The sequence below is a fragment of the Halobaculum sp. MBLA0147 genome, from assembly GCF_041361345.1.
GTDB lineage: Archaea > Halobacteriota > Halobacteria > Halobacteriales > Haloferacaceae > JAHENP01.
Window position 1 is genome coordinate 2487457 of record NZ_JBGKAD010000001.1, and the last position, 25865, is coordinate 2513321.

General features: G+C 69.2%; 22 protein-coding genes. 15 read left to right on the top strand and 7 right to left on the bottom strand.

Annotated features, from left to right (window positions below):
- Positions 1–124 precede the first annotated feature (124 nt).
- Complete coding sequence (locus RYH80_RS11960; RefSeq protein WP_370904103.1) at positions 125–1909, top strand: site-2 protease family protein; 1785 nt, start codon at positions 125–127, stop codon at positions 1907–1909.
- Positions 1910–2228: 319 nt separating this feature from the next.
- On the top strand, positions 2229–4268 hold the full coding sequence (locus RYH80_RS11965; protein ID WP_370904104.1) for a BGTF surface domain-containing protein: 2040 nt from the start codon (positions 2229–2231) through the stop codon (positions 4266–4268).
- A 92-nt stretch (positions 4269–4360) separates the two neighbouring features.
- Here the strand turns inward: RYH80_RS11965 and RYH80_RS11970 are convergent, their stop codons facing one another.
- From RYH80_RS11970 to RYH80_RS11980, 3 genes are read right to left on the bottom strand one after another with little or no spacing between them, the layout of a single operon-like run.
- Positions 4361–4972 (bottom strand): ArsR/SmtB family transcription factor, encoded by a 612-nt coding sequence (locus RYH80_RS11970; protein WP_370904105.1) that lies wholly within the window; start codon positions 4970–4972, stop codon positions 4361–4363.
- Between the two features lie 45 nt (positions 4973–5017).
- A complete protein-coding gene (locus RYH80_RS11975) occupies positions 5018–6505 on the bottom strand; it encodes a S8 family serine peptidase (RefSeq protein ID WP_370904106.1) in 1488 nt (495 codons plus the stop codon).
- 54 nt (positions 6506–6559) lie between these two features.
- Complete coding sequence (locus tag RYH80_RS11980; protein ID WP_370904108.1) at positions 6560–7282, bottom strand: PadR family transcriptional regulator; 723 nt, start codon at positions 7280–7282, stop codon at positions 6560–6562.
- Between the two features lie 175 nt (positions 7283–7457).
- Here RYH80_RS11980 and RYH80_RS11985 point away from each other — a divergent pair, with 175 nt between their 5' ends.
- On the top strand, positions 7458–8117 hold the full coding sequence (locus RYH80_RS11985; protein WP_370904109.1) for a DUF106 domain-containing protein: 660 nt from the start codon (positions 7458–7460) through the stop codon (positions 8115–8117).
- Positions 8118–8207: 90 nt separating this feature from the next.
- Here RYH80_RS11985 and lysS read toward each other — a convergent pair whose 3' ends face one another.
- Together lysS and pyrH are read right to left on the bottom strand one after the other, a co-directional pair.
- Positions 8208–9899, bottom strand: coding sequence for a lysine--tRNA ligase (gene lysS / locus RYH80_RS11990; protein WP_370904110.1), 1692 nt, complete (start codon positions 9897–9899; stop codon positions 8208–8210).
- Between the two features lie 130 nt (positions 9900–10029).
- Positions 10030–10743, bottom strand: a complete 714-nt coding sequence (gene pyrH, locus RYH80_RS11995) for a UMP kinase (RefSeq protein WP_370904111.1) — start codon at positions 10741–10743, stop codon at positions 10030–10032.
- 234 nt (positions 10744–10977) lie between these two features.
- Between pyrH and RYH80_RS12000 the strand changes: the two genes are divergently transcribed.
- The 4 genes from RYH80_RS12000 to RYH80_RS12015 all read left to right on the top strand — a co-directional run bounded on the left by RYH80_RS12000 (position 10978) and on the right by RYH80_RS12015 (position 14741).
- On the top strand, positions 10978–11700 hold the full coding sequence (locus RYH80_RS12000; RefSeq protein WP_370904112.1) for a class I SAM-dependent methyltransferase: 723 nt from the start codon (positions 10978–10980) through the stop codon (positions 11698–11700).
- 60 nt (positions 11701–11760) lie between these two features.
- Positions 11761–12660: a molybdopterin synthase gene (locus tag RYH80_RS12005; RefSeq protein ID WP_370904113.1), complete on the top strand. Its 900-nt coding sequence runs from the start codon at positions 11761–11763 to the stop codon at positions 12658–12660.
- Positions 12661–13114: 454 nt separating this feature from the next.
- Entirely contained in the window at positions 13115–13375 is a 261-nt protein-coding gene (locus tag RYH80_RS12010; protein ID WP_370904114.1) for a DUF7123 family protein, read from the top strand.
- Between the two features lie 229 nt (positions 13376–13604).
- Positions 13605–14741, top strand: a complete 1137-nt coding sequence (locus RYH80_RS12015) for a site-2 protease family protein (RefSeq protein WP_370904115.1) — start codon at positions 13605–13607, stop codon at positions 14739–14741.
- Between the two features lie 12 nt (positions 14742–14753).
- Here RYH80_RS12015 and thiL read toward each other — a convergent pair whose 3' ends face one another.
- Entirely contained in the window at positions 14754–15692 is a 939-nt protein-coding gene (thiL, locus tag RYH80_RS12020) for a thiamine-phosphate kinase (RefSeq protein ID WP_370904116.1), read from the bottom strand.
- A 233-nt stretch (positions 15693–15925) separates the two neighbouring features.
- On the opposite strand from thiL, the gene RYH80_RS12025 reads away from it, so the two are divergent.
- A complete protein-coding gene (locus tag RYH80_RS12025; protein WP_370904117.1) occupies positions 15926–16642 on the top strand; it encodes a type 1 glutamine amidotransferase in 717 nt (238 codons plus the stop codon).
- Between the two features lie 42 nt (positions 16643–16684).
- On the opposite strand, the gene RYH80_RS12030 is transcribed toward RYH80_RS12025, so the two are convergent.
- Entirely contained in the window at positions 16685–16906 is a 222-nt protein-coding gene (locus RYH80_RS12030; protein ID WP_370904118.1) for a YgaP family membrane protein, read from the bottom strand.
- 129 nt (positions 16907–17035) lie between these two features.
- Here RYH80_RS12030 and RYH80_RS12035 point away from each other — a divergent pair, with 129 nt between their 5' ends.
- From RYH80_RS12035 to RYH80_RS12065, 7 genes are all read left to right on the top strand, one after another.
- Complete coding sequence (locus tag RYH80_RS12035) at positions 17036–20041, top strand: GAF domain-containing protein (protein WP_370904119.1); 3006 nt, start codon at positions 17036–17038, stop codon at positions 20039–20041.
- Between the two features lie 225 nt (positions 20042–20266).
- A complete protein-coding gene (locus RYH80_RS12040) occupies positions 20267–20410 on the top strand; it encodes a rubrerythrin-like domain-containing protein (protein ID WP_370904120.1) in 144 nt (47 codons plus the stop codon).
- 92 nt (positions 20411–20502) lie between these two features.
- On the top strand, positions 20503–21732 hold the full coding sequence (gdhB, locus tag RYH80_RS12045; protein ID WP_370904711.1) for a glutamate dehydrogenase GdhB: 1230 nt from the start codon (positions 20503–20505) through the stop codon (positions 21730–21732).
- Between the two features lie 7 nt (positions 21733–21739).
- On the top strand, positions 21740–23521 hold the full coding sequence (locus RYH80_RS12050) for an inositol monophosphatase family protein (RefSeq protein ID WP_370904121.1): 1782 nt from the start codon (positions 21740–21742) through the stop codon (positions 23519–23521).
- A gap of 202 nt (positions 23522–23723) precedes the next feature.
- Positions 23724–24749 carry a lysylphosphatidylglycerol synthase transmembrane domain-containing protein gene (locus RYH80_RS12055; RefSeq protein WP_370904122.1) on the top strand — a complete coding sequence of 342 codons (1026 nt, stop codon included), beginning with the start codon at positions 23724–23726 and terminating at the stop codon, positions 24747–24749.
- A 136-nt stretch (positions 24750–24885) separates the two neighbouring features.
- Positions 24886–25341: a 30S ribosomal protein S19e gene (locus RYH80_RS12060; protein ID WP_370904123.1), complete on the top strand. Its 456-nt coding sequence runs from the start codon at positions 24886–24888 to the stop codon at positions 25339–25341.
- Between the two features lie 162 nt (positions 25342–25503).
- A complete protein-coding gene (locus RYH80_RS12065; RefSeq protein ID WP_370904124.1) occupies positions 25504–25857 on the top strand; it encodes a DNA-binding protein in 354 nt (117 codons plus the stop codon).
- Positions 25858–25865: the final 8 nt, after the last annotated feature.

The following is a 25865-nucleotide window of genomic DNA, read 5'->3' on the forward strand; positions in this document are numbered from 1 at the left end:
GGCGCGTCCGCGTCTGTCATCTGTCGGTCGGGTCGTCGGTCCGGCCCGACAAAAACCCGTGGAGGCGTCTCCGCCCCCGGCGCCGACCCGAATCCATTTCCGCCAGCACCGTCTGTGTCCGATGATGAACACGCTGCTGTTGGTGCTCGCGGGCGTCCTCGCCTACTCCGCGGCCGCGACCGCGCTGTCGTCGCGCGGCTACCTCCCGGACGCAGTCCGGGTTCAGGGGCCGCTCACGACGATCCACACGAAGCGTGGCCGCCGGTTCTTGGAGTGGCTCGCCACCCCGCGTCGCTTCTGGCGCGCGTGGAGCAACCTCGGTGTCGGGATCGCGCTGGTCGTCATGGCCGGGATGTTCCTCTTCTTGGTCCAGGCCGCGCTCGGCACCGTCCGGAACCCCTCGCCGTCGATCGCGAACGAGCCGTCGAACTTCCTCATCGTCCCCGGCGTCAACGACTTCCTCCCGCTGGCGGTCGCGCCGGAGATCGCCGCCGGGCTCCTGATCGCGCTCGTCGTCCACGAGGGCGGCCACGGGCTGTTGTGTCGCGTCGAGGACATCGACATCGACTCGATGGGCGCGGTGTTCTTCACGCTCGTCCCGGTCGGTGCCTTCGTCGAACCGGAAGAGGAGAGCCAGCGTGCGGCCGACCGCGGCGCGCGCAACCGGATGTTCGCTGCAGGCGTGACGAACAACTTCGCGGTGACGATCCTCGCGTTCGGGCTGCTGTTCGGCCCCGTGATCGGGGCGATCTCCGTCGCGCCGGGCGTCGCCGTCGCCGGCATCTACCCCGGGACGGCGGCCGACGACGCCGGCCTCGCCGCGGGCGACCGGATCACCGGGATCGACGGCCAGCCGGTCGCCAACACCTCCGAGATGGAGGCGGCGCTGTCGGCGGCCGACTCCCCGACCGTCACCGTCGAGATCGACGGCGAGGAACGACGAGAGCTGGAGCGGCGCGTCGTCGCCTTCGGGTCGGCGCCGGACAACCCGGCGAACCTCACCGTCGACCCAGAGGAGTCCGCAATCGAGGTGTACTCCGTGAACGGGACGGCCGTCCGCACGGAGGCGGCCTTCGAGCGCGCGGCGGCCGAGCACGAACTCGCCCGCCTGAACACCAGCGCCGGCGAGCGGATCGTCCCGCTGGGGGCGTCGCTCCCCCGCGTCGCCCCCGACGGCCCGCTGGGGACTACGAGTGACGACCTGGCCAACGCCAGTGTCGTCGTGACTCGCGTCGGTGGCGACCGCGTGGTCGGCAGCGAGGCGCTCCGCGAGACCCTCGGCGCCTACGAGCCGGGTGACTCCGTCGACGTACGCGTGTACGCCGACGGGCGGTTCGAGACGTACACCGTCACACTCGGCGAGGATCGCACCGGCGCGGCGACGCTCGGACAGGCGGACCGCGGGACGAGCGGCGTCGTGGTCGGCGACGTGGGGATCCGGATCTACCCCGCACAGACGTACCTCGGGCTGCTCGGCGGCGAGAGCGGCTCCCAGCCGTTGTCGGGGATCGTCGACTCGACGCTCGGGCTCGTGTACGTCGCCCTGATCCTACCGTTGGCGGGATCGGTCGGCCTCCTGGAGTACAACTTCGCGGGGTTCTACGGCGACGTGGCGGGGTTCTACGACGTGACCGGGCCGTTGGGGGCCTTCGGCGAGACGCCGCTGTTCCTGACCGCGAACCTCCTGTTCTGGACGGCGTGGATCAACCTCCAGTTGGGGATGTTCAACTGTATCCCCGGCTACCCGCTGGACGGTGGGCGGATCCTCCGGATGCTCTCGGAGGGTGTCGTCTCGCGACTCCCGGTCGGCGACCGCCACACGCTCGTCCGGACGGTGACGACCTCCGTCGGGTTGGTGATGTTGGCGGCGCTCTTGGTGATCATGTTCGGCCCGCGGCTGTTGGCGTAGTCGACGACCTACGGCTGTCGGCGTAGTCGAACGGCGTTCCGTCTGGGGCTCCGACGCTCGCCGACCGACTCCGGCCTTCGCCGACCGACTCCGACGCTCGGCGGCCGGGCCTGTGGTCGACACCGTTCTGCGCCGTCCGTGACTCGGGCGCCAGTCGCCACGAGACCACTCAACGCTCGCCTTTAGCTTCCAGCGCGACTTAGTGGGCACCCGCGCTACAGACGGCTGCAGATGTCCCACAGACGTTCCCGCACACGACACACCGGTGGCTCGCGCCGCCGGACGGTGCCCTCCACTCCGAAGACGGAGGTGACGCGCCGTGTCGCGTAGTCGAATCGTCCTCGCAGTCGTCCTCGCCCTCGCCTGTCAGACCGTCGTCCTCCCGGCGGCCGCGACCGGTGCGGACGTGAGTGTCGCGCGGTCGACGACGGTCTCGTCGACCGCGGCGGAACGTGTGTCCGTAGACTCCGTCTCCGACGACGTTCTGGTCGTCGACGACGACGGCGGGACGGCGTACACCACGATCCGAGCGGCGGTCGAGGCGGCGTCTGACGACGCCACGATCCGCGTCCGACCGGGGGAGTACAGACCTACCGAGGCCGTCACCGTCTCGAAGAACGTGACGATCGTCGCACCGGACGACGCACGGATCACCGGTTGGTCGTACCCGAGTGAGGACACGTCGATCAGCGGCGACAGCTTTCCGGCGGCCTTCACCGTCGGAGACCAGGCCGCGCCGACGATCGAGGGGTTCACCATCCGTGGCCGCCCCGCCGTCGACGCGCGGTCGACCCACGGAGACTTCGTCCTCCGCAACCTGACGGTCGAGCGTCCGATCCGGCCGGCAGTCGACGCTACGTCCGCGAGCGGGAACTGGCGCGTCGAAGACGTGACCGTCGTGACGAACGCGACTGGTGTCGACGCACGAGATACGACCGGTGCGTGGGTTGTCGAGGACACGAGGACTCAGTACAGTGACGCCGGTGACCGACTGATCCACTCGGCCGTCGAGGCTGGAGGAAGTACGGGTACGTGGACACTCCGTAACACGACTATCGAGGGATTCCTCGTCGGTGTCGAGGCGGAGTACACCGCCGGCACCTGGGAACTTGCCGGCACTGTGATCCGGAACACGACCGTCGCGGCGAGTACGTACCGCTCGACGGGTGCGTGGACGATCACCGACTCGCGGTTCGTGAACACGACCGTCTCCGAGCGGTTCGACTTCCGGATGCCACCGTTGACCGAAGGTGTCGCGGTGTTCGCAGACGAGACGAACGGCTCGTGGACGATCGACGCTACGTCCTTCCGAGCCAGCGAGACGGCCGACGTGTCTGCCGTCGACAGCCGGGTCCGTGGTGACGCCCGCGAGAACACCTGGGACGGCGACGACAGCCCCTCCTCGGAGGCGTGTTCTGGCAACGTCTCCTGTGGCGCGTCACCGGCCTCGTCGGCGAACGACACCGAGTCGGAACCGGACGAGCGCCCCGATGCGACCCGCCTGACGGGTGGCGGTCCGGACACTCCGCTCGCGGCCGGCGCGGGGCAGGTCGTCGCCGGCACGACGACACTCCTGGCCGGGAAACGACTCCGTGTCGTGCTCCAGTCGACGGACGGCGGGCGTCCGTTCATCCTGTCCGACACGGCCCGTGTCGACGAGGACGGCCGGTTCGTCGCCGTGTTCAACCTCTCTACGTTCGACGCCGAGCGGGCGTACAGCGTCGAGGTGTCCGGTCCGAACGAGACACTCGTCGTCCGGAAGGCGACCCTCGCCGACTGCACGGCCACTTCGTGTGGTGTCGGCCCGGCGGCCGACGTGCCGAACGGGACACGGGTGAACGACACCGACGGCACCGTCGTCGTCGCGCCGGCTCCCGGCCAGGTGGTGAGTGGCCGAACGAACCTGTCGGCCGGAACCCCACTCGTCGTCAGAGCGACCTACGACGACGGGACACCGTTCCTGAAGAGTCGCGAGGCGACGGTCCGAGCCGACGGTCGGTACCGGACCGTGTTCGACTTCAGCGGGATCGACGACGAGACGACCTTCTCCGTGACGGTCCGTGCGAACGACAGTGTCGTCGCGACGACACGGGGGCGTGTCGACTGCGAGGCTTCGTCCACGGCGACCGCCTGCCCGGACGGGGAGGCGTCGACTGCCTCCGACGACGTCGGTGTCGAGACGACCACCACGCCCCCCACCACACCGACTACGACCGACCCCCCGACCCTGACCGTCGTCGATTCTCCGAGTGCGACCGACGGTGGTGACGACTGGCCGGTGGTCGGTGTGCTCCTCCTCGGCGGTGGCACGTTCGGTGTGATCGGCGTCGTGCTCCTCCTCGGGCTCGGCGACCGGTGACGCGTGTCACTCGGCGAGCCTCCGCGACTGCCGACGCACGTGATCCAGAGCGACGCGACGACTCCCCCACTCGACGACCGCCGACACCGATCTCAGTCGTCGAACAGGACCGCGAGCAGTCCGGCGACGACGAGCACGCCGAGGAAGAAGGTCAGTCCCGGCTCGAGGAACTCGAAGACGAGCCAGACGATCCCGTCGGGACTCGCCAGCGACGAACCGCGACTGGCCGCGCCGATGTCGTCGGCGGGCGGGAGCAGCGTCTGGCGGAACCGTTCGGCGCCCGCCTGGACGAACAGACTCCCGAGCGCGACCGCACCCACCCCGGCGACGAGTCGTCGTAACGAGTCGCGGACGGCCGACGGCGCGGCCGCGTCCCCGACGAACACCAGCGGGTCGCTCGCCGGACCGTAGACGACCATCTCGTTGCCCTTCTCGGAGTAGACCGTGTCGACCGGCGCGACCAGGGCAGACGACTCCAGCTCCGAGAGGTGGTACTGGACGTTCTGGACGGTCGTGTCGAGCCGGTCGGCGAGTTCCGTCGTCGTCGCCGGCGACGCCGTCACCGACCGGTAGATCTCCCGACGAGTGTCCGCCGAGAGCGCGTCCAACACCTCGTCGGCAGCCTCGTCGTCGACCGACAACACCCGCGTGTCACTGTCGGCCTGGGGCTCCCGCGACCGGAGTCGCTCGATCGGACTCACCATCGTCAGTCGGCGTTGGCCCTCGCGCGAAGTAAGTGCTGTCGCCACTCAAACGACGACTGTAGTGCGCGCCGGGACGCGATCCGGCGTGGTCGCGTTCCCCGTCGACCCGTCGCTCGCCGTTCGGTTCGTAGCGTCTCGGACGGCACGCACCGGGCGCACCACGCCAGCACCGTCGCGGTCGAGACGAGTGTCGTTCTCGATTCGTTCGGCCCCCGGTTCGGGTGACGGTGGCGGTGTCGAGCCGGGTGACCCTGGTGTCGCCGTCACCGGGTCGACCGGCCGCGCGGTCCGTTCGAGCAGTCGCTCGACCGCTCTCGGGGTCGCGTCGGGCCGCACCTCCAACAGGAGCGCGGCGACGCCGGCGACGTACGGAGCCGCCGCCGAGGAGCCGACGAGTCCACGCGGGACGGCCCGCGTCCGTAGCCGGTCGGGTGCGACGAGGTCGACGCCGGGGCCGCGGGGAGCGCCGACGGAACTGAACGGCTCGACGCGCGCGTCGCGCTCGTCGTACGCACCGACGGCGAGAACACCGTCCCCGGTCGCCGGCGCGACGAGACTCCCGGCGGGCGTCGTCGGCCGCACCTCGTGTGTCGGCGACTCGATCCGGATCGGGACACCGCGTGCCGCCGTTGGACCACGGAGTCGGAGGAGGTACTCCCCATCCGGGTCCACGTCGGTGACGATCCGTTCGTTGGGTGTCCCGTCGTCCGGGAACGGCCGCGAGCGAGCGACGAGCCGACTCCGGTCGCCGTCGACGCGGTACAGCCGAAGGTCGAACGCCGTCCCGACCCGCTCTCGCGGCCACGAGAGCCACACCCGGAGCCGGTCCACGTCACCCGCGAGCCGGAGCGTCGTCCGGTCGCCGAACCGGTGGATGCCGTCTCCCCGTGGCCGGAACGCCCCACGCCAGTGACGGGTGGCGAGGTTCCCCGCCGGGGCGACGACGACGACCCCGCGGTCGACGGCCGCGGCTGCGGCGCGTGCCACCCGCGAGGAGCCGTCGCCGGGTTTCCCGTACGCCGCGACGGGGGCGACGATCACGTCCACGTCGCGGTCCAGCAGCCACGCCACGGCCGTACGGACGCCGTCCGTCGACCCGACGCGTGCCAGGTACAACTCGGCGTCCGGTGCGGTCCGCGCGACGAGTGCCGCCGCCGCGGTCCCGTGGTCGTTGCGTCCGCCACCGGCGACCCCGCCCGTGGGAGCGAAGCTCCGACTCTCTGCGATTCGTCCCGCGAGTGGTCGCCGGTCGGTCTCGAACCCCGTCGCGTCGATCACACCGACGGTGACGTTCGAGCCGGTGACGTCCCGTCGGTGGAGGCGGTCGAGCGAAGCCGGGAGCGACACACCCGACCGTTCTGGGCTCGGCGTGGTCGCTGCGTCCGCCGGCGGTGACCCGTCGTCGCCGGCGGTGTCGTCGACCGCGAGGAGTGCACTCCCGACCACGCTACTCAGCACCACCCCGACGAGGACGACGACCACGGCTACGCGTCGACGCGTCCGTGACTCTGCGTGGAGGGCCGTGTCGCGCACTGTCTTCACCGTCCGTTCGGCTCGTCAGTGGCAGCGACGGTGTGTCGGCGCCGATCAGCCGTCGTTCGTCTCTGTGGACCCGTCGACGCCGCCGTCCGTCTCGACGTCTGCGCCGTTCTGCACGGCGTCCGGGTCGTCTACACTGTTCTCGTCGGCGACGGACCCGTCGTCGCCGACAGCTTCGGTCTCGTCGTCGACACCGTCGGTACGAGACTCGGTGTCGGCGACGGTGGACTCCCGCTCGTCACCGTCGTCCGACTGCCCTTCGCCGTGTCCGTGACGGGCCGCGAACTCGGCCGGCGTGGCGTCCGGCCGCTCGAACTCGCCGAAGTCGCGCTCGTGGTGGCGGATCACCTGCTCGGCGATCCACGCGGAGTGGTCGTCGTCGAAACACCACGCGTCGTCGGGTGTCTCCACCTCGAACCGCTCGTCGGTGGCGAAGGCGACGTAGACGTGGTAGAACCCCAAGATCACGTCCGCGAACTCCTCGGCTTGGTCGCCGGACTCTCGGCGCTTCTCAGCGAGGTGGTCGTGGCCGGCGTCGGTCAACGCGAAGTACTTCCGGTCCGGTTCGTCCTCGCGTTCGATCCGCTCGGCCCAGCCCTCGTCCTCGAACTTGTAGAGGATCGGGTAGACGGAGCCGTACGACGGCTCCCAGTGGCCGCCGCTGATCTCCTCGATCTCCTTGAGGATCTCGTAGCCGTACCGCGGACGCTCCTCCAACAACTCCAGCATCAGGTACGAGATGAGCCCACGCGGGGGGCCGCTCTTCCGCATCGGCCTCACTTTCCGCCGGTTCGCGCCTAAGCGTTTCGATGGCCGCAGACTGGAACGACGAGGAGCGTCGTGCGGACCCGCTCTCGTCCCGACTCGACTCCCTCGCGTCGACCGCTCTCTCGCGGGCCGAGTACGCGCCCCGAACTTTTTGTCGCGCCGGTCGGATACGACGCGTGTGCCACTCGAGAACCCCTCCACTTGGACGACTCTGGACAAGGCCGTGGCCGTGACCGCGCTCGTGTTGGCCTCCGGCTACGCCGTGGGGCCGGTCCGCGAGTTGGTGATCGCCGGCGTCTCCGGACTCGTCGGCCCGCTCGCGGTCTGGCTCCCGTTCTCCGGCCTCGTGGCGGTGTTGGGTGGCGTCTCCGGACTCGCCGGCACCGCGGCACGCGCCTACGCGCAAGACCGGGCGCTCGTCGAACGTGCCAGGGCCAGGACGGAGGAACTCCGCGAAGAACTCGCCGCCGCGACCAGTGACGCAGACGATACGGACGGCGGTAGAGACGGCACGAGTGCCGGCGGTGCGGACGACGTGGCCGCCCTCCAGGCGGAACTCCGCGAGCAGACGCTCACGGTGGTCTCCGAGAGTGTCAAGCCGGCCGCCTACGGCGCGGCGGTGTCGATCCCGGCGTTCCTCTGGCTCCGGTGGGCGGTCGCCGCGCCGGCCGCGGCGGTCGTGCCGGCCGCGACGACGCTACCCGTCGTCGGGACGATCGCGTGGTCGGCGACGCTCGTCGGCCCGCTCAAACTGTGGCTCGTCTGGTACCTCGGCGCGTCGCTGTCCGTCGGCGCGCTCTCGCGGCGCCTCGCTGCCCGACTCGGCCCGACGGCCTGACTCGACGGTCCACGCCGGCGGCTCTCACCCCCACGCCAGCGACAGCCGCTCTGTCACCGGGCGGGATCGCCCTCGGCCACTGCCGCCGACTCAGGCCTCGCGACGCAGCCGTTCGACGACGAACTCCCGCTCGAGTTCGCCCAGGAACTCACCGAGTCGCGGTCCCTGCGTGTCGTCGAAGAACAGCCGGTAGCCCGCCTCGAAGAACGCGGACACGTCCACGTCGTGGCGCTTGGCCGCCTCGTACACCTCACCCTGGATCGCCTCGCCGTCGTGGCCCTCGGCGACGAAGTCGGCCAAGTCGTCCAGCGCGGCCTCGGTGGCGGCGTCGAAGTCGTGGGCCGGCAGCGCCGTCTGCAGCCGGTAGTTGTAGGCGTTGTCACACCGCTCGGCCCACTCGCGGGCCCGTTCCACGCGTTCGAGTGCGGCGTCGATCGCCCACTCCGGGGTGTCTGCGTCGAAGTGCCCCTCGTCGCGGGCCAGCTGCACGCGGAACTCGCGGTCCTCGACCATCCCGAGCACCGCCGCGAACGTGAACGGGAGCCGGACGCGATCGGGTCGCACCTCGTCGACGAGGAACGGGTACGCGCGCTCGGCCAACGCCTCGAGTTCCGGCTGTGCCTCCTCCTCGCCGAAGTAGATCCGCTCGAAGCGGTCGAACTCGTCGACGAGTTGGTCGAGGCGACTCACGTCGAAGTCCTTCGCTCGCCCGGGGTTCCGGAGGAAGAAGTACTTCACCACCGCCGGCTCGATCAGCTTCGCCACCTCCTCGACCGTGACGACGTGGCCCGACGACGAGGAGAGCGCCTCCCCGTCGAGCGTGAACCACTCGTAGACGAACGGGACCGGCGGCTCCTCGTCGAACACCTCGCGGGCGATCCGCTCGCCGGAAGGCCACGATCCCTCCGCGTGGTCCTTCCCGAACGGCTCGCAGTCGACGCCCAGCGTCGACCACTGGGCCGGCCACTCGAAGCGCCACGGGAGCTTCCCCGCTCGCAGGGAGACGCGTCCGGTCGCGCCACACCCCTCGATCTCCTCGTCGCCGGCGTCGAACCCCGTACACGCGAACCCGATCGTCCGCTCGTCGAGGTCCACGTCGGACACGTCGTCGGTGAGCGTGCCACACTCTGGACACTGTGCGACGAACGGGAGGTCGTCGGCGCTGGCCGAGGCCTGGAACTCCGCGAGCACCGCGGCGGCGGTCTCCGCGTCGCCCACCACCGTGTCGACGGCGTCGTCGAACCGTCCCGACTCGTAGAGCTCCGTGTTCGACTCGAACGTCACCGGCACGTCGAGCAGGGCCGCGCTGTCGCGCAACAGGCCGGTGAAGTGGTCGCCGTAGGAGTCGTGACAGTCTCCGAACGGGTCCGGCACGTCCGTGTACGGGACGCCGAGGTTCCGCCCGAGCGCGCCGGCGTCCACCTCGCCGAGGCCGACGATCTCCCAGTCGGCCGTCGCGAGGTTGTGTGGCACCTTCCGCAACGCGTCGCGGTCGTCGCTGGTGAACACCTGTTCGACCTCGTAGCCGCGTTCCCGCAGCACCTCGGCGACGAAGTACCCCCGGAGAATCTCGTTGAAGTGCCCGAGGTGGGGGATGCCGGACGGGGAGACACCGCCCTTGATCACGATGGGTTCCTCGGGGTCGCGTGCCAGGATCTCGTCCGCGAGCTCGTCCGCCCAGAACACACGGTACGCCTCGCCGTCCCCGTCGTCGTCCGCCCGCGTGCCGGCACCCGGCGTGGGGGCCGGTGTCGCCTCCTCGTCGGCGTCGTCCGTACTCATACACACCTCTCGGCTCCGGGCGGTCGTGTACGTGTCGGTCTCGGGCGGATCGGTCGGTGGTGTACGTATCGGGTTCGGAGGAGTGCGATGCGCGTCGAAGACGAGCCGGGGGCCTGCTCCCCGAGACGCGTCAGTGGGCCCAGTAGCTCGGCTCGTCGGTCCCCTCGGGGACCACGTCCGTGCCGGTGTGTGCGCCGGTGAGAATCGCGTCTTCGACGGCCTGTGGGTCCGTCCCGTCGAGGACGATCGTCCGCATCCCGGCCCGTTCGATCAGCTTCGCGGCGGGGAGGTCGACCGGTGCGGAGGCGCCGGCGTCGCGACTCATCGGCGCGATCCGTTCGACCAACTCCGTCGGAGTCAGCGTGTCGAACTTCCGTGCGTCGTCGTGTTCCGCCGGGTCGGCGTCGTACACCCCGTCGGCCCCCGTCCCGTACACGAGCAGGTCCGCGCCGACGGACTCCGCGAGGACGGCGGCGACGGCGTCGGTGGTCAACCCCGGCGTCACGCCGCCCATCACGGCCGTGTCGCCGCGCCGGATCGCCGTCTCGGCGTCGTCGTAGCCGGTCGCCAGCGTCGGGTCGAGCCCCTCGCCGAACCCGGCCGCGAGGAGCCGCGCGTTGAGTCGTGTGACACCGATCCCGAGCCGGTCGAGCGCCACCTCGTTGGCCCCGAGCCCGCGTGCGGCACCGATGTACTCCCGAGCGACGCCGCCCCCACCGACGACGACACCCACGTCACACCCCTCGCGAGCCACGCGCTCGATGGCGTCGGCGTGTCCAGCCACCCGATCGGCGTCGAGGTCGGGCGCGAGCACACTCCCACCCAGCGACAGTACCACTCTCATCGTTCACCGATACCTCCCCGTCTCCTGTTAAGACTCCCGAAGCGCCCCGGCGCTCGACCCCGTCGACCGCCGACGGTCCCACCCCTGCCGACGCGTCGGCGGCGAGAGAATCGGGCCCCGATCACGACACCACGCTCTCCGAGGACGACCCGTGGTCGATACACGCCTGCGAAGTACTTTTGTACCCGCTGACGTACAACTCTGTACAACGATGGTCACGGAGGTGGCGCGGTCGTGGGGACCACGGTGACGGGGAGCGACGCGAGCGACCGGTACGAGATCGACGACGTGGCGTTCCTCGGCCGGACGTTCGCGGAGTACCGGCGGATGCTCGGGTTGGAGGCCGTCGAACTGTCCGGCCGACGTGTCCTCGACTGTCCGGGCGGCGCCTGCGGGTTCACCGCGGGGGCTCGGGCACGCGGTGCGGACGCGTACGCAGTCGACCCGGTGTACGGCCCACCGGTCGAGCACGTGGCGGACAGAGCACGCCGGGACCTGCACCGGGCGGTCGACGCACTCGACGAGGTCGAACACCTGTACGTGTGGGACGTGTACGACGACCCGGCGGACCTCGCCTCCCACCGGTGGAGTGCGCTCGGGCGGTTCCTGGCGGACTACGCCGACCACGGTGACCGCTATCTCCCGGCAGCGCTCCCGCGGCTCCCGTTCCCAGACGACACGTTCGACTTGGTGTGTTCGGCGCACCTCCTGTTCCTGTACGCCGATCACTTCGACCACGAGTTCCACGTCCGTGCGCTCCGGGAACTGTGTCGTGTCGCCCGTGGAGAGGTGCGACTGTTCCCGTTGGTCGACCTCGCGACGGAACGGTACGACGGACTCGACGATCTACTCTTGTGGCTCGAACGTGCCGGGCACGACCCGACGGTCCGGCCGGTCGACTTCGAGTTCCAGCGCGGCGCCGACGAGTGTCTCGTGATCGACGCCGCGACTGGGTGACGCTCCGGCTCGCCGGCGGCGTGCGCAAACGGTATCTCCGTCCCGACCGGACCGAGACGTATGCAGACGCTCGGACTCGTCGGTGCAGTGCCGCCGGGGGTGGTGTCGACCGCCGTCGACCGACTGGACGGCGACGTGGCACTCGTGACGGCCGAGTCGGCGGGGAGAGACGACGAGACGACCGAGTCGGTGGCGCCCGGGTCCGAGGCGGGTCCCGCGGACACGACCGTCACGCTCGAACCGGACGGGACGAGTCGGACGGTGGTCGCGGACGACGACGTGGCGGCCGTCCTCGACCGGCTGGCACCGGCCCACGACTACGCGCTCGTGGTCGGCGCCTCGCGGCTCCGTCTCCCGACCGTCGTCGTGGGCGGCGAGCCCGACCCACTCGTTCCGAGCGCGGAGGCGGACTTCTTGACGGCTCACGCACCGACGGGTGCCGATGCGGCGGACCGTGCCGTCCCGGGGGACGTCGTCGCTCGCTACGAGGACTCGTCGACACTGACGCCGGAGCGGGTGGTAGACCACGTTGAGGACGCCGAGGCGTACGTCACACTGGGGACGTTGGTCCAGCGTGTGACGGATACGCCGGACGCCGACCGGGGCGGTGCCGTCGCGACGTTCACCGGGCGCGTCCGGGCTCGCGACGACCCCGACGACGACCGGACGACACACCTCACCTTCGAGAGGTACGAGGGGGTCGCCGCCGAGCGACTGGCGACCATCGAGTCGGAGTTGACCGACCGCGAGGGCGTCTTGGCCGTCGAGACGCACCACCGGACCGGCGTGATCCCGGCGGAGACGGACATCGTCTTCGTCGTCGTGCTCGCCGGCCACCGGGAAGAGGCGTTCGCGGCCGTCTCCGACGGCATCGATCGGCTGAAAGACGAGGTGCCGATCTTCAAACGCGAGTCGACCGTCGACGAGGAGTTCTGGGTCCACGAACGCGACGGCGAGTGACCGGCCGCCGTCGCTCGTCGTCGACTCACCCGACGAAGTCGGGGATCCGCCGACCGAGCCTACCGTCGCTCCCCAGCGACGCCGTGGCCGACCGGCCGAACGAGGGCACCGTCGACCGGCCGAACGAGGGCACCGTCGACCGGCCGAACGAGGGCACCGTCGACCGGCCGAACGAGGCCGTTCGCGCGGTCGGGCCGTGTCGCGCAACCTGTTCTCTCCCACGGACGAGAAATTTTCTTGATAACACTGGCGTACGAGCACGTCAGACGGACGGCATCTGCAACCTCCGAAGACGAGTTCAGAACGCATTGTAAAATGTCTAGTCCGATTTGAGGCGCTCGTAAAGAGTTCGTTTTCCACCGTTTTACCGTGGGATTCGGCTGAACGGAACCGAATTCCGCCGAACGGTCTCGGCTTTATATGACCCTCGGGTCGGTACGGGTGAGTGAGGCCCATGAGCACGACAGCAGACCCCTCCGCTGCAGACACGGACAGCCCCTCCAAGGAAGCCCGCCTGGAGCAGTACCTCCTCGAGCGCGCCCAGGACGGCGAGATGTACTTCAAGAGCAAGTTCATCGCGGACGAGGTCGGGCTCTCGCCGAAGGAGATCGGCGCCCTGATGGTCAAGCTCAAAGACTCCGCCTCGCGGCTGACCATCGAGAAGTGGTCGTACACGAGCGCGACCACGTGGCGGATCGAGCCGACCGAGGCCTGACGACCCGATCGACGACCACGGACACACGGTAGCTCCCCGACCCGACCGCACGCGCGGTCGAACACGGTCCTCGCGGTTGGTCCCCGCGAGTCACGTTCTCTTCGACGCGACACGGCAGTGGCGACGCTCGTCGAGTCCCGCCGTGGAGCGCGCTGCGAGTGCCACGGTGAAACTCGCTTCGAGTACCGCTGCGGAAGGACTTTTCCCCGCGCACGGCTAATCCGAGTCGATGAGTGCCGCGGACACGGACTCGGTCCCCACCCCACCGGAACTCGAGGAAGTCTTCCACCTGACACAGGTCCGCGACGACGGCGACCGGATCGTCTACTACGGCGTCTCCGAACTCCCAGAGCGGGAACTCGTCGAGCGACTCTGGGAGCCGTTCCGCGAGGCAGGGTACGACGTACAGGCGGCCGACACCGGCACCGGCCGGGACGTGATCGTCGCCCGCCGGTACTCTACCGGTGTCGAGGGGGTGCCGTGGGTCAACGTCGCGCTGTTGGTCGCGACGGTGCTCTCGACGCTGTTCGTCGGCGCGGTCGGTTGGTACTACGTCCCCTTCGAGACGGTCACTGCGAACCCGCTGGCGGCACTGGAGGCGTGGCCGTTCACCGCGGCGGTGTTGGGTGTCCTGTTGACCCACGAACTGGGTCACTACGCCATGGGACGGTACCACGGCGTCGACGTGTCTCTCCCGTACGTGATCCCGTTCTTCCTCCCGTTCGGCACGATGGGGGCGATCATCCGGATGCGGAGCCGGATGCCCGACCGGCGGGCGCTGTTCGACATCGGTGTCGCCGGTCCGCTGGCGGGGCTCGTCGCCACGGTCGTCGTCACCGCGATCGGCCTGTTCCTCGGGCCGATGGAGGTGCCGGCCGGTACCGTCACCGAGGGGACGCGAGTGATCGTGTTCAACAACCCACCACTGCTGGAGCTGCTCGCCACCCTCACCGGCCAGCCCGCTGCCTACACCGACCCCGGCCAGGTCGCGCACCCGGTGATCATGGGTGGGTGGATCGGGATGTTCTTCACACTCCTGAACCTGCTGCCGGTCGGGCAACTCGACGGTGGACACATCCTGCGGGCCATCGTCGGCGAGCGCCAGGAGACGGTCGCCGCGGTCGTCCCGCTCGTGTTGTTCGGACTCGCCGGCTACCTCCACTTCGTCCGCGGACTGGGCCTCAACGAGTCCGTCGGCCTGTGGGGGTTCTGGGGGCTGTTCGCCGCGTTCATCGCCTACCGCGGCCCGGCCCACCCGATCGACGACTCGCGACTCGACGACCGCCGCGTCGCGCTCGGCGTCGTCACCTTCGCGTTGGGGCTGCTCTGTTTCATGCTCGTCCCCATCGAGGTCGCGACGTTGTGAGGCGACACCCGGTCAGTTCCCGTGTGTCCACCCGTCGTCCGCGACGGACGCGCCGTCGAGTGTGACCCCCGACGCGGTCACCTCGCCGATCCGCGACAGCGCGACGGGACAGTCGGCCCGTGCGTCGGCCAGCGACTCGGGCGGCACCGTACACAGCAACTCGAAGTCCTCGCCGACGGTCGTCGCCATCCCCAGTCGGTCCTCGTCGTCGCTCGCGGTCTCGTCGACGGCCGGGTGGATCGGCAGCGACTCGCTCGTGATCGCGAACCCGCAGTCGCTCGCGTCGGCCAGTTGGTGGAGCGAGCGCGCGAGACCGTCGCTCACGTCCATCGCGGCCGTCGCGTACGGGCGGAGGGCGCGTCCGGCCGCGACACGCGGCTCGAACCGGAAGAGCTCGTTCCCGCGGTCCGTCGCGCCGTCCGCGAACAGTCGCAACGCGGCCGCCGTTCGCCCGAGTCGACCGGTGACACAGACGGCGTCGCCGACGGCTGCCCCGTCGCGCCGCAGTGGTGCCGGCGTGTGGTCCCGTGACTGGCTCTCCTCCGTCCCAGCCGCCGTCTCCGTCTGGTCCGGTTCCCGGAGGTGACCCAGTGCCGTCGTCGCGGTGGTGAACTCCTCGGTCTCGTCGAGGTCGCCACCGACGTACTCGGCGTCGACGGCGGCACACACGTCGCGAGCGCCACGGACGAACGCCCGGAGTTCTGCGGCGTCGAACGTCGGCGCGCCGTACACTGCCACGGCGGCCGTCGCGGCGGCTCCAGTCGCGGCCACGTCCGACAGCGACGCCCCGACGGCACGCCACCCGGCGGTGTAGCGGGTCACCCCGTCCGGGAAGTCCGTCGTCTCGTGGAGCATGTCCGTCGTGAGCACGGCGTCGCCGACGACCGCTGCGTCGTCGCCGGCCGTCGGGAGTTCGCTGGCGAGCAGCCCCAGCGCGTCGCGTTCGTCCATACGGCCGGCTTCGGCGTGGCGCGGGGAAACGGGTTCGGATTCCTGCCACTCCCGACACCCGGTGTCGACGACTCACTCGAGAACGCGACGACGTCGGGCTCCCTCTTCGAGACGACCGGTGTCGGTCCGTCCCGACGACGGGTGTCCGTCTCGACTCGTCTACTCCGGCTCCTCTCGAGCAGTATTGCAATATATACACAATACTTATCGTCACCCACCGCGTACGGCCTCGTGTGAGCCTCGAGATCGCAGTCGTCGACGCGTCGGTCGGAGGGACGCCGGCACGGCGAAACCTCGAACGGGAACTGTCGGCGTCGACGACGGTGTTCGCGGCGAGTACGGGTGAGATCCCTCCGACCCCGACGAGTCCGGAGTGGACGTTCGACGCCGTCGTCGTGAGTGGGTCACAGACGGCCGTCTACGACTGGATTCACGAACTCACCGAGTGGGGACGCCGCGTCTACGAGGCGGGTGTCCCCGCACTCGGCATCTGTTGGGGGCACCAGTTCTTCGCACAGGCACTCGGTGGGCGCGTCGTGGACATGCACGAGTACGAACTGGGGTACGAGCAGATCGAACGTGTCGGGGCGGACCCGCTGTTCGACGGCGTCGACGAGACCTTCACCAGCTTCGAGACACACTCCGACCGTGTCGCCGCACTCCCGCCGGGGGCGACGGTGTTGGCACGGAACGACGTCGGGGTACAGGCGTACCGGGTGGGTGACACCTACGGCGTCCAGTTCCACCCCGAGTACGACCGCGAGACCGCGACGTGGGTCGTCGACGGGAAGGACCTGCCCACGGAACGACTCGAGGCCGTTCGAGCGGGGATCACGGACGACGCGGTCGCCGCCGCGGCAGCGACGAAGACGGTCTTCGACAACTTCCTCGAGATCGCGGCGACGAGCCAGCCGACGGTCGTCGCCCGCGGCGCTCGGGGGAGTCGCTGAGCCGGTCTCGCCTCGGGAGGGTAGCCACGGGTCGACCTCGTCTCAGAACCGCTGCCGGAGCGTGTCGACGCCGAGGAGCCCGTACAACGGACACGTGTTCACCGCACCCGTCACCAGCAACACCAGTGCGACGACACCGAGGGCGGGCGACGCGAGTGTCGGTAACGGGACGCTCCCGGCGAGCACCGCGAGTGACACGACTCCGAGGACGGCACCGAGCAACACGCGGACGGTCCCGTCCGCCTCTCCGACGTTCTGTTGCATACTGTACAATACTCTCAGTAGAACAACAATCTCCGTGATCCGGCAAGCCTCGTGGGGTACCGCTCGCCGCGTCGACGCACAGACTCGACGGGTCCGTACGTTGAAGTACGCAACACGGATAGCCTCGGTGTGACCGAGACCGTCGATCTCCTCGCGAGTGCGGACGTACTCGTCGTCGGTGTCCCCGACTGGACGGACACACTCCGAACTGCGATCGATGCACTCGAGCCACCCGAGCGGGGTCCCGGTGGGACCGTCCAGTCCGTCGCGAGTGTCGACGCGGCCGTCGAGACGCTCGCCGTGGAGTCGATCGACTGTGTCGTCACTGCAGCCGAGGTGGACGGCGTGACGTGTCCCGAACTCGTCGAGACGCTCACGACGGCCGTCGAGACCGCTCCGGTCGTGCTCGCCACGGCCGACGGGAGCGAGCGACTCGCGAGTGCGGCCACTGCAGCGGGTGCGAGCGACTACGTCAGGTTGTGTCGTGACGAACACACCGAGGACGGTGCCTCGACGGAGCCGCCTCTGGACGACCTCTTGGATCGTGTCGAACGTCGGTTGCGATCGGCGCGACGCGACGTGACGCGTCGCCGACGTGCGCGACAGTTCGACGCGATCTTCCACGATACGCGGACGGCGACGTGGGTGTTGCGCCCCGACGGGACGGTCCGACGCGTCAACGAGACGGCACTGGCGGCGGTCGACGGCTCCGTGTCGGACGTGGTCGGGACGAAACTGTGGGCACGCGAGTGGTGGAGTGACGGTGGACAGACACGGGGCGACGGTGGGCAGACGCGGGATGGTGGTGGGCAGACGCGGAGCGACGGGCGGACGAGTACGGACGTGCGTGACGCGGTCGAGCGTGCGGGCGACGACGAGTACGTCGAGCTGGTCGTCGGGTTCCAGCCGTGGGACGGGAGCGAACGCCTCTTGGAGCTGTCGATCAGGCCAGTCACCGACGGGGCTGGCAGTGTCGTCGCCATCGTCGTCGAGGGTGTCGACGTGACCGACCGCGTCGAACTCGAACGCGACCTCCGCGCGTCGGAGCGACTCCACCGACTCACGCTCAACAACATGACGGACACGGTGTTGATGACCGACGAGGACGGGTCGTACACGTACGTTTGTCCGAACGCACACTTCATCTTCGGGTACACGGCGGCGGAGATCGAGGCGATGGGCTCGGTCGAGGACCTCCTCGGCGAAGATCTGTTCGACCCCGACGAACTCGCCGAGAAGGAGGTGTTGAAGAACATCGAGTGTACGGCGACGGACAAGGCGGGCCGCGAACACACACTCCTGGTGAACGTTCGGTCGGTGTCCGTTCGCGACGGCGAGATCCTGTTCAGTTGTCGAGACATCACGAAACGGAAACGACGAGAGGAGGCACTCACGACGCTGCAGGCGACGGCTCGGGAACTGCTGTACGCCGAGACGACCCACGAGATCGCAACGCAGGTCGTCGCCGACACGGAGGCGGCACTCGGCGTCGAGGCGTGTGGCGTGTTCCTGTTCGACGAGACGGCGAACCGTCTCCAGTTGGTCGCGAGCGACGACCGGTTCGAGACACTCCACGGTCCGCCGCCGAACGTCCGTGTCGGCGACGACGGACTCGTCGGTCACAGTTTCGTGACGGGCGAGACACGGTTCTTCGACGACGTTCACGACGCCGACCGACTCCAGAATCGAGCGACGGACCTCCGGAGTGCGGCGTTCGTCCCACTCGGGGACCACGGCGTGGCGGTCGTCGGCTCCGCTCGCATCGGCGAGTTCGACGGGGTCACACGCGAACTCGTTGACCTGTTCGCGGCGACGGCGGAGGCGGCACTCGACCGTGTCACCAGGGAGTCACGACTTCGCGAACAGGAGCGTGAACTCTCTCAACAGAACGCACGACTCTCAGAATTGAACCGCGTCAACGAGACGATCAGAGAGATCGACCAAGCGTTGGTCCGTGCCGAAACTCGTCGCGAGATCGAACAGACGGTGTGTGACCGACTGACGGACGGAGACCGGTTCGCGTTCGCGTGGATCGGCCGTGCGGACCGGGCGGAGACGGCGGTCGAACCGCGTGCGTGGAGCGGCACCGGCGGTGACTACCTGGACAGTCTCTCGCTCGCGGTGGACTCGGAGGATGGTGATCCGAGTACTCGGGCGGTACGGACCGGCGAGACGGTCGTCGTCGACGACGTCGCGGCGGACCTCCGCGACGAGACGTGGCGGCGCGAGGCGCTCGCGCGCGACTTCCTCTCCGTGGTGAGTCTCCCACTGGTGTACAACGACGTCGTCCACGGTGTGTTGACCGTCTACGGCTCTGTACACGGTGCGTTCGACGAGACGACGCGGACCGTCCTCGGGGAGTTGCGCGAGACGGTCGCGTCGGCGTTGGCCGGCATCGGACGGAAGAACGCGCTCGTCTCTCCGACGGTCGTCCGGACGGAGTACGCTATCGGCGACCCGACGTTCGCGCCGACACGGCTGGCACGCGAGGTCGCACGGGAGACGGCGACGACGGGCGACCCGGAACTCACGTACCGTGGTCGTGCACGACAGACGGACGACGGGACGGAGGTGTTCCTCGCGGTGGACCACGCGCCGACGGAGGCGGTCGAGGCGGCGGCGGATCGCCTGGTGATGTTCGGGGACGTGCAGGTCGTCTCCGAAGACGGACATGGTGGCGTCATCCGTGTTCGACTCGCCGAACCGTTCTTCGCGCTCGGGCTCGCAGACCACGGTGCAGTCCTCCAGAGTGTCACTGCGACCGCCGACGGTGCGACCGTTGTCGTCGACGTGCCGGACGGCGTCACCGTGGGTGAGATCTCCGACTTCGTACGGACGCGGTTCGAGGACGTGTCGCTCCGCTCGAAACGGGAACTCGATCGCGACGTGGACTACGGCGTCGCCTCGGAGTTCCTCGACACCGTGACCGACCGGCAACTCGAGGTTGCACAGACGGCCTACTACGCCGGGTTCTTCGAGTCCCCGCGCGGGAGTACCGGCGAGGAGGTCGCGGCTCGACTCGACATCTCCTCGACGGCGTTCTACCGGCACGTCAGGACGGTCCAACGGAAACTGTTCGACACGCTGTTCGACGAGGAGTCTGCTCCGTCACTCCGATCCGACGCCGTTCGGTAGTCCTCGGGTCGACTCGACACGGTTCGGTGGCGCCTGGATCGACTCGACCCGACACGGTTCGGTGGCCCCCGGATCGACTCGACGCCGTTCGGCAGTCTCCAGTTCGATCCGACACTGTTGGATAATCAACCCCTCTCGACACCGGGTGTTCGACTTTCAACGTCAAACTACACCCGAACCCGTCCCCGACGGCGAGTCGCGTCCCGCGGAGGGACGTGGTGACTCATGAGAGACGTAGACCAGCGACCCGAGGCGGAGACGCCCTACGAGTGTTTCGGCTGTGGAACGATAGTCCGAACGACGGATCACCCGGGAGAGTGTCCCGACTGTGGTGACCCGATGCGGAACCGACGGACACCGATCGAGTGACGATGGCGTCGACAGACACGACACACGACGACGAGACGACGACGGACGACTCGACGACCGACGGATCGACGACCGACGAGACGGACGAGTCGATGTTGGAGACGGCACGTCGACAGCTCTCGCGGGCTGCCGCACACGTCGACATCGATCCGAACGTCGTCGAACGACTCGAACACGCCAAACAGGTCCACGAAGTGACCATCCCGATCGAACTCGACGACGGGACCGTCGAGGTGTTCACCGGGTACCGCGCACAACACGACAGTGTCCGCGGGCCCCACAAGGGTGGACTCCGGTACCACCCCGAGGTCACACGCGACGAGTGCGTGGGGCTCGGAATGTGGATGACGTGGAAGTGTGCCGTCATGGACCTGCCGTTCGGCGGCGCGAAGGGTGGCGTCGCGGTGAACCCCAAACGGCTGAGTCGCGACGAGAAGGAACGACTGACACGCCGGTTCGCACAGGAGATCCGCGACGTGATCGGTCCACACGAGGATATCCCGGCCCCGGACATGGGGACCGATCCCCAGACGATGGCGTGGTTCATGGACGCCTACTCGATGCAGGAGGGGGAGACGGCACCGGGTGTCGTCACCGGGAAACCACCACTCGTCGGCGGTAGTGAGGGGCGCGAAGAGGCCCCCGGTCGGAGTGTCGCGATCGTCACGCGGGCGATGTGTGACCACTACGACTGGCCACTCGCCGACACCACCGTGGCGGTACAGGGGTACGGGAGCGTCGGCGGCAACGCCGCCCGCCTCCTCGACGAGTGGGGAGCGACGATCGTCGCGGTCAGCGACGTGAACGGTGCGATGTACGATCCCGACGGGATCGACACCACGTCGGTCCCGCTCCACGACGAAGAGCCGGAGGCGGTCACCGACACCGCCGAGCAGGTGATCTCCAACGAGACACTCCTCGAACTCGACGTCGACGTGTTGATCCCCGCCGCACTCGGGAACGTCCTGACGGCCGAGAACGCCGCGGACGTACGTGCGGACCTGGTCGTCGAGGGTGCGAACGGCCCGACGACGTCCCGAGCAGACGAGATCCTCGCCGAGCGAGGTGTGCCGGTGCTCCCCGACATCCTCGCCAACGCCGGTGGTGTGACGGTGAGTTACTTCGAGTGGCTCCAAGACATCAACCGGCGAACGTGGTCGCGAGAGCGCGTCAACGAGGAGTTGGAGACGGAGGTGTTGTCGGCGTGGCGGGCCGTTCGGGACGAACGGGAACGCCACGACGTGACGTGGCGTGACGCCGCCTACGTCGTCGCGCTCCAGCGTGTCGCCGAAGCCCACGAGATCCGCGGGCTCTGGCCGTGATCGACCCGTGCACGCGAGACGACTGACGACGACCGACCGGATCGTCGCGGTCGTCAGCCCCGACAGTGACCGTCCGGTCCGTCGGCTCGAACGGTGGACGACGGAACACGGTGTGGCTCTGACGACCGTCCCCGTCGGAGAGTCTCCACCCGGACTCTCGCGAGACGGGGAGGCGACCCTGGGTGTCGCCGTCGGTGGCGACGGCACGTTCCTCCAGGCCGTCCGTCAGTTCGCGCCCCACGGCATTCCAATACTCGGTGTCGACACGGGGACACTCGCGTTCCTCGTCCGCGTCCCGGCAGACGGCGTCGGCGCGGCACTCACGGAGATCGTACTCGGCCGCGCGGCGGTCGAACGACGTCCTCGTCTCACTGTCGCGGCGTCCGACCTCTCGACGACCGCACTGAACGACGTCGTCGTCCGTCCCCGGCCCCCGGACGATCCCGTCGACCGGAAGACGGTGGGGATCGACGTGTACGTCGACCGGGAGTACGTCGGCGAGTACCACGGCGGTGGCGTGGTCGTCTCCACGGCGACCGGGTCGACTGGACTCGCGTTGTCCGCCGGTGGTCCGATCCACGACCCACGCGCCAGTGAGGCCGTCCAGATCGTCCCACTGGAGACGCACTCGTTGGGTGTCCGGCCACTCGTGGTCGGTCCCGACACACCGATCACCGTCGTCCCCGACGGACCGACCACGCTGCGTGTCGACGGTGGACAACGGTACCGCGAACTGGAACCCGGAACGCCACTCCACGTCGACGGGACGGCACCACCGGCCGAACTCGTCACGACGCGTCTCGACGACCAGTTCTACGACACACTCGAGGCACGACTCGGGTGGAGCGTCCGCGACGACGACGACCCACGGACGGACCCGACACCACCCACGACCCCCACTCGGGTGGATGCCGACGGTTCGACGCGATCGGTGACTCCCGTTCGGACGGACGCCGTCGACCCGACACGCCCGACGGAGACGGACGATCCGGCCCGTGTGTCCGGAGCCGACCCCGACGTCCCGGTCGACCTCTCTCGGGCACTCCGCGTGGCCGTCGACGCCGTCGAGAGTGTCGCCGAACCACTCCGACGACGGCACGGGGACGTCGACACGGAACACCACAAGACGGACAGCGCGGACATCGTCACCGACGCCGACCGCCTCGCGGAGGAGACGATCACGGCGACGCTCGACGCCGAGTTCCCCCAGTGTGCGTGTCTCTCCGAGGAGTGTGGTGCGACACGCGGTGACGGTGCCGCCACCTGGATCGTCGACCCGCTCGACGGAACCAGCAACTACGCGAACGGCAACCCCAACTACTGCGTCTCCGTCGGACTGGTCGCCGACGGAGTGCCGGTACTCGGCGTCGTTCACGCCCCCGAGACGGGTGACCTGTGGACCGAGATCCGCGACAGGTTCGCTCGACTGAACGGCGACCCCGTCTCGACGACGGATCGCGAGGCACTCTCCGAGAGTGTCCTGATGTCCGGCTACGACCCGGGCGGTGCGTTCCTCCGGGAGTTCTACGACGACGCTCGCGGCATCCGTCGACTCGGCTCCGCGGGGCTCCACCTCTGTCACCTCGCGAGTGGTGCGACCGACGCCGTGTGGGAGTACGACACCGCGCCGTGGGACGTCGCCGCGGGTGTCGTCGTCGCACGCGCGGCCGGCGCGACGTTGACCGGCCTCGACGGGGAGCCGTTCGAGTTCGACGCGTGGGGGAGACGCACACCGTTGCTCGGAACCAACGGCCCACTCCACGACAGTCTCTCGACTCGGACACCTTGACTGTCGACCCACCCTAGACGCGAGCGTCCGACCGCTCGCGGACCGTCCCGCCGCCACGGCACCACCCGAGTCCGACGTGTTCCGACGACTCGCCCGGCCGCCACGTCGACGATCCGTCTCCCCTCCACTCGGACGACTCCCCACCCACCGCGTGCGCCCCACTTCGCCGGGTTGATACCGACTCGCGTCGGAGCGGGGAGTCGTGAACGGCGATCAGTTGCGCGCCACCGTGCTGGGGTTCCTCGCGGCCGGTGGCGTCCTCGGGGTGTTGGTCTACTCGCTCGACGTGGGCGAGTTGACGGCCAACCTCGTGCGTGCGGAGCCGCCGGTGCTCGCACTCGTCGTCGGTGCGATCCTCCTGTGGCTCCTCGCGTGGGGGTTCGCACTCCGGACCGTACTGGGCGTCCTCGGCGTCGACATCCCACCGCACCTCGCCTTCTTCGTGTTCAACGGCGCGATGTTCGCCAACAACGTCACGCCGTTCGGGCAGGCCGGCGGCGAGCCCGTGACCGCGCTGTTGATCTCCGCGGTGACGGACACGGAGTACGAGCGGAGCCTCGCGGCCATCGCCAGCGTCGACACGCTGAACTTCTTCCCCTCCATCGCGTTCGCGCTGCTCGGGGCCGCCTACTACGCCACACAGGCGACGTTCGGCCGGCGACTCCGGGTGGCGACGGGAATCGCGGTCGTCCTCGCGGTGGCGGTCCCCGTCGTCGGCTACCTCGGGTGGCGCAACCGCGACCGCCTGCGTGGGTTCGTCACCGGGCGACTGACGCCGCTCGTCCAGCGTGTCGCGCGACTGGTCCCGGGCGTCTCCGAACCGAGTACGGACACCGTCGAACACCGCGTGGACCACTTCCTCGGCGCGATCGAGCGCGTGGCGACGGACCCGCGGGGCCTCGTGATCGCGCTCTCGGCGTCCACGCTCGGGTGGCTGTGTCAGATGGTCGGGCTCTGGCTCGCCTTCCGCGCGCTAGACACACCGGTCGACATCACGGTGGTGATGTTCGCGGTGCCGATGGGGGCCATCGCCGGTGCGACGCCGACTCCCGGCGGCTCCGGGTTCATCGAGAGTGTGCTCACGGGGCTGTTGGTCGTCGTCTTGACCGTCCCGCAGGCGACCGTGGGTGCGGCAGTCATCCTCTTCCGAGCAGCGGTGTTCGGCGTCCCCGTGCTCCTCGGTGGACTCGTGGTCTCGTGGATCGGCGTCGACGTGTACGGGCAGTGACCCTTCGCGACCGGGTCGCTTCGGGCGTGTCTCGACGTGGCGGCTCCTCAGGGCGTGTGCGAGACGAGTGTGTGGGGTCGCCACGGGCCCGAGCCGATACGACGATTTTAAACTGCGTGGTTGCGAATCGGGCCGTATGGTCACCCTCTACGACGTTCCGGCGGAGGACCTCATCGAGGAGGTCGCCGACCGGCTCGAAGACCGTATCGAGGAACCGGAGTGGGCAGAGTTCGTCAAGACGGGCGTCGACCGCGAACTCCCGCCCCAGCAGGACGACTTCTGGTACCGACGCGCGGCGTCGCTGCTCCGGAAGGTCGCCGACCAGGAGCCGGTCGGTGTCGGCACGCTGGCGACCGACTACGGCGGCGCCAAGCAGGGATCGACGCGGTACCGTGTCGCTCCGCCGAGCAACGTCGACGGCTCCCGGAACGTCATCCGGACGATCCTCCAGTCGCTGGAGGAGGAGGACCTCGTCGAGACCGCACAGGGCGAGGGCCGTCGGATCACCGACGAGGGCCGATCGTTCCTCGACGAGGTCGCCGGGGACGTGCTCGACGACCTCGACCGGCCGGAACTCGAACGCTACGCGTAACGCGACCGCCGGAGTCGTCGCGAGGCGCCCGGTCGAACACCCCGCCACCGACCGACGGTCGTTCTGTCGGTGGGGACGACTCGCTCGGTGACGAGCCGCCGCTCCGTCCGACTCTGCGGCTCCGAAATCGTTTTGCGTCTCACGACCGAATTCCTCGGTGACATGAGCCAGAACCCCGAGGACGACGAGCGACTGCAGGAGCTCCGCGAGAAGAAACGCGAGCAACTGAGAGAGCAGGCACAGGGTGGCGGCGACGACGAGGCGCGCCAGGCGGCACAGGAGCGCGCCGAGGCCCAACAGGAGGCGCTGCTCAAACAGCACCTCACCGACGGGGCACGCCAGCGGCTCAACGCCGTCGAGATGAGCAAGCCCGACTTCGCCAAACAGGCGAAACAGCAGGTCCTCGCGGTGGCTCGCAGCGGCCAGATCGACGGGAAGATCGACGAGGATCAGATGAAGCGCCTGCTGAAGGAACTGAAGCCCGACGACTCCGGGTTCAACGTCCGGCGTCGGTGACCCGTCGG